The sequence below is a fragment of the Nocardioides dubius genome (genome assembly GCF_039528155.1).
Taxonomy (GTDB): Bacteria; Actinomycetota; Actinomycetes; order Propionibacteriales; family Nocardioidaceae; genus Nocardioides; species Nocardioides dubius.
Genome location: NZ_BAAALG010000011.1, coordinates 116,334 through 128,302, shown reverse-complemented (window position 1 = coordinate 128,302; position 11,969 = coordinate 116,334). Strand labels below are relative to the sequence as shown.

Sequence of the window (11,969 nt, the reverse complement as noted above, 5' to 3'; positions counted from 1 at the left end):
ACGACTGGCTGCTGGAGGAGCTGCGTGCCGCCAAGCAGTCGGTGGACCCGTCCGAGCGGATGTGGATCCACGCCGCGCTCGTCGACGGCGAGATGGCCGGCGTGAGCGAGCTCGAGGTCTACGAGCTGGACAACCGCGAGCTGGCCTGGTTCAAGGTCTACACGCTGCCGCAGCGGCGCGGTCAGGGCGTCGGCACCGCGCTCCTCGAGCACGCCGAGGCGCAGGCCCGGGCGCTCGGCCGCCCACGGATGCTGACCGAGGTGGTCTTCGACTACGACCTGCCCGTCGACGGCGCCGGTTCGAAGGATGCGGAGTTCGTGATCCGCCGCGGCTTCCGGCTCGGGATCGGCGACGTGCAGCGGGTGCTGCGCCTGCCGATCGCCGACGACGTGCTGACCGGGCTCGCCGGCCAGGCCGCGCCGTCTGCCGGCTACCGCCTGGAGAGCTTCCACGGTGCGGTGCCGGAGCAGTGGGTGGCCGGCTACGCCGCGCTGTCGGCGACGCTGAACACCGAGGCGCCGATGGGCGACCTGCTGCTGGAGAACGAGTCCGCGGACGTGGAGGTCTTCCGGACCCGGGAGCAGCTGCTGGCTCGCCAGGGGCGGACCCGCTGGGCGACGATCGCGCTCGACGGTGCCGATCAGGTGGTCGGCTACACCGAGCTGATGGTCTCCTCGCTGGAGCCGGAGCGCGCCTACCAGTGGGGCACCCTGGTCGCCGTCGAGGCGCGTGGTGCGCGCCTGGGCGTGGCGTTGAAGGCCCGCAACCTGGCCGCGGTCCAGGCGGCCGGCCTGGGCGTCGAGCGGATCTACACCTGGAACGCCGAGGTGAACGCCCACATGGTGGCGGTCAACGACGCGCTCGGCTTCGAGCCGGTGGCGCGGATGGGCGAGTTCCACAAGGAGCTGGGCCCGGCGAGCGCCGGCTAGGCACCGGCGGGCAGGGGCCGCGGCGCGGCCGGGCTGTTGAGAAGGCACTCAGATCGCCGGACACCTCCTAGGCTTGCCCCATGGCGGATGGCGCGTTGCGGGGACTGGTGCGGGTGCTCGCCCTGCTCAGTGTGATCACCACCGTCGGGGCCGGCGTCGCCGCCGGCGTCGTCCAGGTCAACCAGGACGGTGCGGAGGCGGAGCGGGGCAGCGTCGAGCTGGGTCCGGATCCGTTCTCCGGCGATTTCGAGGCCGACTACTACGTGAACTGGGCGATCCAGAGCGGCGTGAGCCCGTCGTCCGCCCCGGCTGCCCGCTACCGGGTGCCGCTCTCGTGGTCGGTGCGCAGCACCGGCACCGAGCTCACCGCCAGGGACGCCGACGGGGGAGTGCTCGGCCGTGGTCACGCGCCGGCCTACTACTTCGGCAACCGGTGTCGTGACGGCGGCACCGAGGTCCCCGCCGCCTGGACGGTGCTCGCCGACCCGGTCAGCGGCAGCGACGCGACGGCGGGCAGCCGGGCCGCCGCCGACGCCTGGGTGCAGACCGTGGCCCGCAACGCCGACGGCGTCACCGCCCCGCTCTCCGAGATCGAGACCCGATCGGTGACCCTGGCCGACGGCAGCGCCGCCGCGCGCAGCCGGATCCGGGTCGACCTCACCGTCTTCGAGGGTCCCTGCCTGCCGGATCAGGCAGAGCTGGCGGCCACCACGGTGGCCACCGAGGCCGGACTGGTCAGCCTGATCCAGACCCGCTACCTGGTGGGCGAGGGCGGCGTCGGGGAACGCGTCTGGTCGGGCATCGCGGCCTCGCTGAGCGTGCCCGAGCCCGACTAGAGCTTGCGCAGCCGCACGTAGCGCACCGAGTGGTCGCGGTCCTTGCGCAGCACCAGGGTGGCCCGTGACCGGGTCGGCAGCACGTTCTGCACCAGGTTCGGGCCGTTGATCTCGTCCCAGATCCGCCCGGCCTCGGTTACCGCCTCGTCCTCGGTGAGGCCGGCGTACTTGGTGAAGTACGACGCCGGGTCGCGGAACGCGGTCTCGCGCAGTCGCAGGAAGCGGTCGGTGTACCAGCGCTTGATGTCGCTGGTGGCGGCGTCCACGTAGATGCTGAAGTCGAAGTAGTCGCTGACCGCGAGCCCGGTGCGGCCGTCGTCGCGCACCCGCGCCGGCTGGAGCACGTTGAGGCCTTCGACGATGACGATGTCGGGCCGCTTGACGGTGACCGTCTGGTCCGAGATCACGTCGTAGCTCAGGTGCGAGTAGGTGGGCGCCTCGACCTCGTCCTTGCCGGACTTGATGTCGACCACGAAGCGGAGCAGGGCGCGCCGGTCGTAGGACTCCGGGAACCCCTTGCGGCGCAGCAGTCCGCGCCGCTCCAGCTCCGCATTCGGGAAGAGGAAGCCGTCGGTGGTGACCAGGGCCACCGAGGGGTGCTGGGGCCAGTGCGCCAGCAGCTCGCGCAGCACGCGGGCCGTCGTCGACTTGCCGACGGCGACCGATCCGGCGACGCCGATCACGAACGGGGTGCGCGGCGGGTGCGGGCGCTCCAGGAACGCCTCCTGCTTGCGGTGCAGCTCGCCGGCCGACTCGACGTACATGCTGAGCAGCCGCGACAGCGGGAGGTAGACCTGCTGGATCTCGTCGATGTCCAGCTCCTCGCCGAGGCCCCGGATCCGCTCGACCTCGGTCGCGCTGAGGGGTTGCTCGGTGTGTGCGGCGAGGGCCGCCCAGGCAGCACGGTCCAACTCGACGTATGGAGAGGATTCCCGTGCCGGCTCGCGGGTCTCTGCACCGGTCGAGTACGACATGCCCGTATTCTTGCAGTCGCTGTGACCGCTTCTTGGCGGGGTCCGGAAGAACAGGGAGTCGGCTGAATGTGCGGGATCGTCGGATACGTAGGGGCCAAGAGTGCTCAGGACGTGGTGATCGAGGGCCTGCGACGGCTGGAATACCGGGGCTACGACTCGGCCGGGATCGCCCTGGTCTGCGATGGAGCGCTCGCTGCTGACAAGCGTGCGGGCAAGCTGGCGAACCTGGAGAGCGCGATCGCCGAACACCCGCTGCCGTCGTCCACGATCGGCATCGGGCACACCCGCTGGGCCACCCACGGAGCCCCCAACGACGTCAACGCGCACCCGCACCTGGGTGCGCAGCGCCGGGTCGCGCTGGTGCACAACGGGATCATCGAGAACTACGCCGAGCTGCGTCGCGAGCTCGAGAACAGTGGTGCCGAGCTGCTGTCGGAGACCGACACCGAGATCGCCGCGCAGCTGCTGGAGGGCGAGCTGGCCTCTGGCAACGGCCTGACCGCCGCGATGACGGCGGTCTGCCGCCGGCTGGAGGGCGCCTTCACCCTGGTCGCCGTCGACGCCGAGGACCCGGACCGGGTGGTGGCCGCGCGTCGCAACTCCCCGCTGGTGGTCGGGCTCGGCGAGGGCGAGAACTTCCTCGGCTCCGACGTCGCAGCGTTCATCGAGCACACCCGCAACGCCCTCGAGCTCGGCCAGGACCAGGTCGTCACGATCACCCGCGACGGCGTGGAGATCAGCGACTTCGACGGCAACCCCGCGCAGGGCAAGGAGTACCACGTCGACTGGGACCTCGCGGCCGCCGAGAAGGACGGCCACGACTGGTTCATGCGCAAGGAGATCTTCGAGCAGCCCGAGTCGGTGGCGGCAGCCCTGCTGGGCCGCCACACCGAGCGTGGGCAGCTGATGCTGGACGAGGTGCGCATCGACGACGAGGCGTTGCGCGACATCGACCGGATCATCGTGGTCGGCTGCGGCACGGCGGCCTACGCCGGCCAGGTCGCCAAGTACGCGATCGAGCACTGGACCCGGATCCCGGTGGAGGTCGAGCTCGCCCACGAGTTCCGCTACCGCGACCCGATCCTGACCCGCAACACCCTGGTGGTGGCGATCAGCCAGTCCGGCGAGACCGCCGACACCCTGATGGCGATCCGGCATGCCCGCGCGCAGCGGGCCAAGGTGCTGGCGATCTGCAACACCAACGGCGCCACCATCCCGCGCGAGTCCGACGCGGTGATCTACACCCACGCCGGCCCGGAGATCGGGGTGGCCTCCACCAAGGGCTTCCTGACCCAGATGGTCGCCTGCTACCTGCTCGGCCTCTACCTGGCCCAGCTGCGCGGCACGAAGTTCGGCGACGAGATCGCCGCCGTGGTGCGCGACCTCGACCGGATCCCGGCGCAGGTGCAGCAGGTGCTGGACGGCGCCCAGCAGGTCTACGACCTCGCCCAGGAGCTGCTCGACGCGAAGGTCGTGCTCTTCCTCGGCCGTCATGCCGGCTACCCGGTCGCGATGGAGGGCGCGCTGAAGCTCAAGGAGCTGGCCTACATCCACGCCGAGGGGTTCGCCGCCGGCGAGCTCAAGCACGGCCCGATCGCGCTGATCGAGCCCGGCCTGCCGGTCTTCTGCGTGGTTCCGCCGCGCGGCCGCGACCAGCTGCACGACAAGATGGTCAGCGCGATCCAGGAGATCCGCGCCCGTGGCGCCCGCACCATCGTGCTGGCCGAGGCCGGGGATACGACGGTGGCCGACGTCGCCGACGAGCTGATCGAGCTCCCGCAGGTGCCGGTGCTGCTCCAGCCGCTGGTGGCCACGGTTCCGCTCCAGCTGTTCGCCTGCGAGCTCGCGACCCTGATGGGCCACGACGTCGACCAGCCGCGCAACCTCGCCAAGTCCGTCACGGTCGAGTGATCCGATGATCGTCGGGGTCGGCATCGACGTGGTCGCCGTCGACCGATTCGAGGCCTCCATCACCCGCACGCCGGCCTTGCGGCACAAGCTCTTCACCGACGGCGAGCGCGACCTCCCGCTGCTCTCCCTGGCGGCCCGGTTCGCGGCCAAGGAGGCGCTGGCGAAGGCGTTGGGCGCCCCGCCCGGGATGGCCTGGCACGACGCCGAGGTGATCAAGGAGGCCAGTGGGCGACCGCGCTTCGAGATCCGCGGCTCGGTGCTCGCGGTGGCGGAGGCGATCGGCGTCCAGGTGGTGCACCTCTCGCTGACCCATGACGGCGGGATGGCCGCGGCCTACGTGGTGTTGGAGGGCGGCACGCCCGCTCGGTGAGCGCGCGCACGGCTCGGTCTCAGTAGGCTCGGCGCATGCGTCACGCCCATACCGCCGCCGAGGTCCGCGCGGCCGAGGAGCCGTTGCTCGCCAGCCTGCCGCCCGGCGCGTTGATGCAGCGCGCCGCCCTCGGGCTGGCGCATGCGGTGATCGACTTCCTCGGTGGCGCCTACGGCCGCCGGGTGCTGCTCCTGGTGGGGCCGGGCAACAACGGCGGCGACGCGCTGTGGGCGGGCGCCTACCTGGCCCGCCGGGGTGCCTCGGTGCATGCCGAGCTGCTGGCCGACGAGGTCCACGCCGAGGGGCTGGCTGGGTTGCGCGCGGCCGGTGGCACCGCGGCGGGCGCCGAGGCCGACCGGCGCTGGCGGGCGAGCGAGATCGACGTGCTGATCGACGGCATCGTCGGGATCGTCGGCCGGCCGGGGCTGCGGCCGAGCGCGCAGCGGGCGCTGTGCCGGTATCCGGGCGTCCCGGTGGTCGCGGTCGACGTGCCGAGCGGCGTCGACGTCGACACCGGACGGCTTCCGGGCGACCACGTGCGCGCCGACCTGACGGTGACCTTCGGCAGCCACAAGATCGCCCACCTGGTGGCGCCCGCCGCGGAGGTCTGCGGTGCCGTGCAGCTGGTCGACATCGGGCTGAGCCTGCCGCCGGCCGCGGTGCGCTCGCTCCAGGCCGCGGACGTCGCACGGCTGCTGCCGCGTCCGGCGGAGTCCGGGCACAAGTACACCCGCGGGGTGCTCGGCGTCCGCGCCGGCTCGGCCACCTACCCGGGGGCCGCGCTGCTCTGCGTGGACGGCGCGGGCAGTGGCCTGGCCGGGATGATCCGCTACCAGGGGGCGGCGGCCGACGCCGTCCGGCTGCGCCACCCCGAGGTGGTCGGCGAGGGACGCGTGCAGGCCTGGGTGGTCGGCCCCGGCAGCGGCGAGGACGCCGGCCAAGCGCTCGCCGCCTGCCTCGCCGACGACGTGCCGCTGGTGATCGACGCCGACGCGCTTGCGCACCTCGACGGCCCGCTGGAGGTGCCGGCGGTGCTGACCCCGCATGCCGGCGAGCTGGCCCGGATGCTCGGCGTCGAGCGGGAGAGCGTCGAGCAGGACCAGCTGGCCCACGTGCGCAGGGCTGCCGAGCGGTACCAGGCGGTGGTGCTGCTCAAGGGGCCGAGAACCCTGGTCGCCGACCCCAGCGGAGAGGTGCTGGTGAACGTCACCGGCACCGGGTGGCTGGGCACGGCCGGTGCGGGCGATGTGCTGGCGGGCCTGATCGGTGCCCTGCTGGCCAGTGGGGTGATGCCGTGGCAGGCGGCCGGCATCGGTGCCTGGCTGCACGGTGCCGCCGCGACCCGCGCCGCACAGCACGGTCCACTGACCGCGAGCGTGGTGGCCGCGACACTTCGCGCCACCATCGGCGACCTGCTGCATCCGGGGGCGGAGCGGTCCTGAGAGAATGGTGCTCATGAGTTCGACGTCTGCACCGCGTGCGGAGATCAGGGTCGACCTCGCCGCGATCCGGCACAACGTGCGTCGGCTCCGTGACCTGGTCTCGGCATCGGATGCTCCTGCCGTGATGACCGTGGTCAAGGCCGACGCCTACGGTCACGGCATGGTCGAGGTCGCGCGCGCGGCGCGGGCCGCCGGCACCGACTGGCTCGGCGTGGCGACCCTCGACGAGGCGGTGGCGCTGCGCGCGAGCGGCGACGTCGGGCCGCTCTTCGCCTGGCTCGCCGTCCCCGGCGAGGACTACGTGCCCGCTCTGGCTGCGGCCGTCGAGGTGGCCGGCTACACGGTCGCGCAGCTCGACGAGATCGTCACCGCGGGCGCTGCGGCAGGGGTCACCCCGCAGGTCCACCTGAAGATCGACACCGGCCTCAGCCGCGGTGGCTCGCCGCTGCGCGACTGGGCGGCGCTGTGCGCCCACGCCGCCGGCCTGGAGCGCGCGGGCTCGCTCGCGATCACCGGCGTCTGGTCGCACTTCGCGGCCAGCGACGAGCCCGAGCACCCGGCCAACGACGCCCAGCTGGGGGTCTTCAAGGAGGCCCTCGAGATCGCCGACCAGGCGGGGCTGCGACCCCGCTGGCGGCACATCGCGAACAGCGCCGGTGCGCTGCTGCGTCCCGACGCCCGCTTCGACCTGGTCCGATTCGGGCTCGCGAGCTACGGGATCGACCCCGCTCCTGGCCACTGCGCCGACCTCGGCCTGATCCCGGCGATGACGGTGCGCGCCCGGCTGGCGATGGTCAAGCAGATCGACGCCGGCGACGGCGTCTCCTACGGGCATACCTGGATCGCGCCCACCGCGACCCGGGTGGGCCTGGTGCCCGCCGGCTACGGCGAGGGGATTCCTCGCGCGGCCGGCAACCGGGCCGAGGTCTGGGCGGCCGGTGGCCGGCGCCCGATCCGCGGCGTCGTCTGCATGGACCAGTTCGTGATCGAGCTCGGCGACGGCGAGGCCGCCGCCGGAGACGAGGTCGAGCTCTTCGGGACCGGTGCCGGCGGTCACCCGACCGCCCAGGAGTGGGCGGATGCCTGCGGCACCATCAGCTACGAGATCGTCACCCGCATCGGGGGCCGCTTCGCCCGGGTGCACGTGGACAGCGAGGCCGCAACGTGACGTTGCAGATCCAACACGTCGACGGCGCCGACGCGGCGCTGGTGCATGCCGTGGTGAGGGCTGCCTTCTCCTCGCGCCCGCCGATGGACCCGCCGGCCGACGCCCTGGCCGAGACCGTGGAGAGCCTGCGCACCGCGCTGGAGCTCAACGGCGGGCTGCTGGCGAGGCTGGACGGCGAGCCGGTGGGCTGCCTGCTCTTCGGGCCCGACTCCGACCCGCTGCTGCTGGTGCGTCGCTTCGGCGTGGTGCCCGGCCGGCAGGGGAGCGGCGTGGCCGGCGCCCTGGTCCGGGCGGCCGGCGAGCACGCCCGCGCCCACGGCCACCGGGGGATGCGGGTCTACGCCCGGATCGAGCTGCCCAGGTCGCTGGCCTTCTGGGACCACCACGGCTTCGTCACCTGTCACACCGAGGGCGTGCTGGTGGAGATGGTGCGGCTCTTCGAGACCCGGGTCCAGGTGCCCACCGCCGACGACGCACGCGACCTCGGCCGGCGCCTGGCGCCGCTGCTCCGCGCCGGTGACCTGATCATCCTGACCGGCGACCTCGGAGCTGGGAAGACCACCTTCACCCGGGGCCTCGGCGCCGGGCTGGACGTTCGCGGCGAGGTGACCTCGCCGACCTTCGTGATCGCGCGGGTGCATCCCAACAACGGTGACGGACCGGCCCTGGTGCATGTCGACGCCTACCGCTTGGGCGGCATCGACGAGCTCGACGACCTCGACCTGGACACCTCGCTGGAGGACGCGGTCACGGTGGTCGAGTGGGGCGAGGGCCTGGCCGAGGGGCTGGCCGACGACCGCCTGGAGATCACCATCGTGCGGGCCGTCGGCGACGACGTCGCGGACGTGGATGCCGACGCGGACCCGCGCGAGGTGATCCTCCAGCCGATCGGCGCGCGCTGGTCCACCACCGACCTCGGTAACCTCTGAACCGTGCTTCTCGCCTTCGACACCTCCTCCCCGCAGGTCACCGCCGCGATCACCGACGGTGACGTCGTGGTCGCCGAGCGGGTCTCCGACCGCACCATGAAGCACGGCGAGCTGCTGGCACCGCTGATCGAGCAGGTGCTTGCCGATGCCGGCATCGACCGCTTCGACGTGACCGCGCTGGCGGTCGGCGTCGGCCCCGGCCCGTTCACCGGGCTGCGGGTCGGGCTGGTCACCGCGCGCACCCTGGCCTACGTGCTGGAGCTTCCGGTCTACGGGGTCTGCTCGCTCGACGTGCTGGCCGTCGAGGCGCTGGACTCCGGCGCGGTCGACGGCGACTTCGTGGTGGCCACCGACGCCCGGCGCAAGGAGGTCTACTGGGCCTCCTACAGCGACGGCGTCCGGACGGCCGGGCCCGAGGTCGAGCGTCCCGCCGACCTGGCCGCGCGGTTGGCCCCGGGCGTGGCGGTGGTCGGCGAGGGAGCCGTGCTGTACGGCGACCTGCTGGGCCCGGGCGTGGGGCCGCAACGTCCCTCGGCCGGCTGGCTGGGCCGGGTGGTGGCCGAGGAGCGCGCCGAGCTGCTGGACCCCGAGCCGCTCTACCTGCGTCGTCCGGACGCGGTGGCGGCGCATCAGCCCAAGCAGGTCTCGTGAACGCGGCGCTGCTGCTGCGCCCGGCGGCACCCGCCGACGGTGCGGCACTGGCGGCGCTCGACGCCACCGGCTTCGTCAGCGATCGCTGGGACGCCGACGCCTGGCTGAGCGAGCTCGACGCCCCCGGGCGGCGGGTGGTGCTGGCCGAGGCCGACGGCGTGGTGGTGGCCGCGATCGTGACCATGGTGCTCGGCGAGGTCGCGGACCTGGTCCGGATCGTGGTGCATCCCGCGCATCGCCGTGGGGGTCTGGCCCGGCGGCTCGTGGTCGAGGCGGCCCAGGCCGCGCAGAGCGCCGGAGCCGAGCGGATGCTGTTGGAGGTCTCCTCGATCAACGACGGCGCGATCGCCTTCTACCTGGATCTGGGCTTCACCTGGATCGACCTGCGTCCCCGTTACTACCGCGACGACTCGGATGCGCTGATCCTGATGCGCGCGCTGGAGCCGTCGACCGCCTGGAGTGCGTCATGAGCAATGAACCGTTGGTGCTGGGCATCGAGACCTCCTGCGACGAGACCGGGGTCGGCATCGTGCGTGGGCACACGCTGTTGGTCGACGAGGTGGCCAGCAGCGTCGAGGAGCACGCCCGCTTCGGTGGAGTGGTGCCCGAGGTCGCGTCGCGCGCGCACCTGGAGGCGATGGTGCCGACCATCGACCGGGCGTGTGAGAAGGCCGGGATCTCGCTGAACGACATCGATGCGGTGGCGGTGACGGCGGGTCCGGGCCTGGCCGGGGCGCTGCTGGTGGGGGTGGCGTCGGCCAAGGCGCTCGCGCTCGGCCTCGGCAAGCCGATCTACGGCGTCAACCACCTCGCCGCGCATGTGGCGGTCGACCAGCTCCAGCATGGGCCGCTGCCTGAGCCGTGCATCGCGATGCTGGTCAGCGGCGGGCACTCCTCGCTGCTGAAGGTCAGCGACATCACGGTCGGGGTGGACCCGATGGGCGCCACCATCGACGACGCCGCGGGGGAGGCGTTCGACAAGGTGGCGCGGCTGCTCGGGCTGCCGTTCCCGGGTGGCCCGCACATCGACCGCACGGCGGTCTCCGGCAACTCGGTGGCGATCGACTTCCCGCGCGGCCTGACCGCGAAGCGCGACCTGGAGCGGCACCGCTTCGACTTCTCCTTCTCCGGCCTGAAGACGGCGGTGGCGCGCTGGGTGGAGGCCCGCGAGCGCTCCGGCGAGCCGGTGCCGGTGGCGGACGTGGCGGCCTCGTTCCAGGAGGCGGTCTGCGACGTGCTGGTCCGCAAGGCGCTGGATGCCGCGCGCTCGGAAGGGATCGAGGACATCCTGATCGGTGGCGGCGTGGCCGCGAACTCGCGGCTGCGGGCGATGGCCGAGGCCAGGGCCGCCGATCTCGGCATCCGGGTCCGGGTTCCGCGCCCGGGCCTGTGCACCGACAACGGCGCGATGGTGGCCGCACTCGGTGCCGAGATGGTGGCCCGGGGCCGGACGCCGTCCGCGCTCGACCTGCCGGCCGACTCCTCGCAGCCGGTCACCACGGTGCTGGTCTGAGCCTTCCCTGCTGGTGCAGGGGAGCCTGGTCAGCGTTGAGGTGATCGCCGCTCGGCTGTGGTCGGTTCCGAGCGCGCATGTGGCCGCGGCCAACCAGGCTCTCGCCTGGCTGGCCGCTTCGTAGCGCTGCTGGTCACCCGGCGAACTCGAAGCCGGTGTCCTGGTCGCCGGCGATCGGGTCGGCGGCGAGCTCGGTGGTGCCGTCGAGTCCGACCCGGACCAGGTACCAGGTCGTCTTCTCCATGCCCTGGGAGAAGTCGACCATGCTGACCAGCAGGTGCTCGTCGTCCTCCCAGACCATGCTGCTGAAGGTCGGCTGCTGCACGCCGGCGTCGGTGTAGTTGACCCACTCGTGCGCCGGGTGTGACCAGTCCTCGCCGGCGATGGCGAGGTTGAGGTCGCCGGCCCCGTCGCCGTAGTTGGGGCCCATCGCCACGCTGGCGCCGTCGGGCGAGAACACCTTCGGGTTGTGCGTGCAGGTGCGGGCCTGCTCGGTGCCTTCGGGGTCGAAGACCGCGTAGCAGCCACCGAAGTCGCTCATCTTCACGATCCGCACCGTGTAGCCGAGCGGGCTGACCACGGTGATCCGCTGCTCGGTGCCGGGGCTCAGATCGGTGGTAGTCCCGTTGCGCCAGACGCGACCGTCGTTCGTCATCCCGGGCTCCGAGCCGACGTTGAAGTAGACGGCTCCCTCGTCGTCGACGCCCACCAGCGCCGGCTCCAGCTCCTTCTCGGCGCTGGCGACCACCTGCGAGCGGCCGGTGGTGTTGTCGTGCATCACCAGCGAGTCGCCCTCGAGGTAGCTCACGTAGCGGCCGTTGCCGGAGGCTGCGCCGACCTCCGGCGAGATCTCCGGCTCGGCGAGGGTGGTGCCGTCGGCGTCGACGATCCGGGTGGCGTACTCGCCGTCCCCGACCTGCTCGCCCAGCAGCCAGCCCTCGTCGTAGGGGAGAAGCATCCTGGTCGGGGCGTCGAGGTTCAGCTGCTCGCCGTCGGGCAGGTGCAGCACGCCGCCCTGGGCCCACGGAACGCGTGTGTCGGCGCCGCGCTCCAGGGTGCCGGGCTCGAGCGCGGGCAGGCCGAGCCTGCTCCGGTTCACGGGGAGCTGGTCCTCGGGCAGCAGCCGCTCGTTGCCGGAGTCGACGAAGGTGGGCAGGCTCGCCGGCGCAGGTGCGGTGTCCGGGTCGGAGCCGGCCAGCGACAGCACCGCCGTCGGCACGCCGACCAGGGTGACCGCAGCGACCAC

At 72.7% G+C, this 11,969-nt stretch carries 12 protein-coding genes; 10 read left to right on the top strand and 2 right to left on the bottom strand.

Going from position 1 to position 11,969, the window contains the following annotated elements:
• Together ABD151_RS13645 and ABD151_RS13640 are read left to right on the top strand one after the other, a co-directional pair.
• Nucleotides 1-929 (top strand): GNAT family N-acetyltransferase (locus ABD151_RS13645; protein ID WP_343995260.1); only part of this gene is annotated, 929 nt, incomplete at its 5' end.
• Nucleotides 930-1,009: 80 nt separating this feature from the next.
• Nucleotides 1,010-1,765: a DUF8017 domain-containing protein gene (locus ABD151_RS13640; RefSeq protein WP_343995258.1), complete on the top strand. Its 756-nt coding sequence runs from the start codon at nt 1,010-1,012 to the stop codon at nt 1,763-1,765.
• Here ABD151_RS13640 and coaA read toward each other — a convergent pair.
• On the bottom strand, nt 1,762-2,739 hold the full coding sequence (gene coaA, locus ABD151_RS13635; RefSeq protein WP_343995256.1) for a type I pantothenate kinase: 978 nt from the start codon (nt 2,737-2,739) through the stop codon (nt 1,762-1,764). The two genes, ABD151_RS13640 and coaA, sit on opposite strands and share 4 nt — an antisense overlap.
• A 66-nt stretch (nt 2,740-2,805) precedes the next feature.
• Here coaA and glmS point away from each other — a divergent pair, with 66 nt between their 5' ends.
• The 8 genes from glmS to tsaD are packed head-to-tail and all read left to right on the top strand — an operon-like array spanning nt 2,806 to nt 10,723.
• Nucleotides 2,806-4,650 (top strand): glutamine--fructose-6-phosphate transaminase (isomerizing), encoded by a 1,845-nt coding sequence (gene glmS / locus ABD151_RS13630; protein WP_343995254.1) that lies wholly within the window; start codon nt 2,806-2,808, stop codon nt 4,648-4,650.
• Between the two features lie 4 nt (nt 4,651-4,654).
• On the top strand, nt 4,655-5,020 hold the full coding sequence (locus ABD151_RS13625; RefSeq protein ID WP_343995252.1) for a holo-ACP synthase: 366 nt from the start codon (nt 4,655-4,657) through the stop codon (nt 5,018-5,020).
• 35 nt (nt 5,021-5,055) lie between these two features.
• Nucleotides 5,056-6,462, top strand: a complete 1,407-nt coding sequence (locus ABD151_RS13620) for an NAD(P)H-hydrate dehydratase (protein ID WP_343995250.1) — start codon at nt 5,056-5,058, stop codon at nt 6,460-6,462.
• Nucleotides 6,463-6,475: 13 nt separating this feature from the next.
• Complete coding sequence (gene alr / locus ABD151_RS13615; RefSeq protein WP_343995248.1) at nt 6,476-7,630, top strand: alanine racemase; 1,155 nt, start codon at nt 6,476-6,478, stop codon at nt 7,628-7,630.
• Complete coding sequence (tsaE, locus tag ABD151_RS13610; RefSeq protein ID WP_343995246.1) at nt 7,627-8,559, top strand: tRNA (adenosine(37)-N6)-threonylcarbamoyltransferase complex ATPase subunit type 1 TsaE; 933 nt, start codon at nt 7,627-7,629, stop codon at nt 8,557-8,559. The genes alr and tsaE overlap by 4 nt, the downstream gene beginning before the upstream one ends.
• Nucleotides 8,560-8,562: 3 nt before the next feature.
• Complete coding sequence (tsaB, locus tag ABD151_RS13605) at nt 8,563-9,210, top strand: tRNA (adenosine(37)-N6)-threonylcarbamoyltransferase complex dimerization subunit type 1 TsaB (protein ID WP_343995244.1); 648 nt, start codon at nt 8,563-8,565, stop codon at nt 9,208-9,210.
• Complete coding sequence (locus tag ABD151_RS13600; RefSeq protein WP_343995242.1) at nt 9,207-9,680, top strand: GNAT family N-acetyltransferase; 474 nt, start codon at nt 9,207-9,209, stop codon at nt 9,678-9,680. Before tsaB ends, ABD151_RS13600 begins: the two co-directional genes overlap by 4 nt.
• Nucleotides 9,677-10,723 (top strand): tRNA (adenosine(37)-N6)-threonylcarbamoyltransferase complex transferase subunit TsaD, encoded by a 1,047-nt coding sequence (gene tsaD / locus ABD151_RS13595; RefSeq protein ID WP_343995241.1) that lies wholly within the window; start codon nt 9,677-9,679, stop codon nt 10,721-10,723. Before ABD151_RS13600 ends, tsaD begins: the two co-directional genes overlap by 4 nt.
• A gap of 133 nt (nt 10,724-10,856) precedes the next feature.
• On the opposite strand, the gene ABD151_RS13590 is transcribed toward tsaD, so the two are convergent.
• Nucleotides 10,857-11,969: hypothetical protein (locus ABD151_RS13590; protein WP_343995239.1), on the bottom strand; the 1,113-nt coding region annotated here is incomplete at its 5' end.

What these genes read in the sequence shown, in the direction of transcription:
- glmS (WP_343995254.1), top strand. Translation starts at nt 2,806, where the DNA reads ATGTGCGGGATCGTCGGATACGTAGGGGCCAAGAGTGCTCAGGACGTG.
- coaA (WP_343995256.1), bottom strand. Translation starts at nt 2,739, where the DNA reads ATGTCGTACTCGACCGGTGCAGAGACCCGCGAGCCGGCACGGGAATCC.
- ABD151_RS13620 (WP_343995250.1), top strand. Translation starts at nt 5,056, where the DNA reads ATGCGTCACGCCCATACCGCCGCCGAGGTCCGCGCGGCCGAGGAGCCG.
- alr (WP_343995248.1), top strand. Translation starts at nt 6,476, where the DNA reads ATGAGTTCGACGTCTGCACCGCGTGCGGAGATCAGGGTCGACCTCGCC.
- ABD151_RS13625 (WP_343995252.1), top strand. Translation starts at nt 4,655, where the DNA reads ATGATCGTCGGGGTCGGCATCGACGTGGTCGCCGTCGACCGATTCGAG.
- tsaD (WP_343995241.1), top strand. Translation starts at nt 9,677, where the DNA reads ATGAGCAATGAACCGTTGGTGCTGGGCATCGAGACCTCCTGCGACGAG.
- ABD151_RS13640 (WP_343995258.1), top strand. Translation starts at nt 1,010, where the DNA reads ATGGCGGATGGCGCGTTGCGGGGACTGGTGCGGGTGCTCGCCCTGCTC.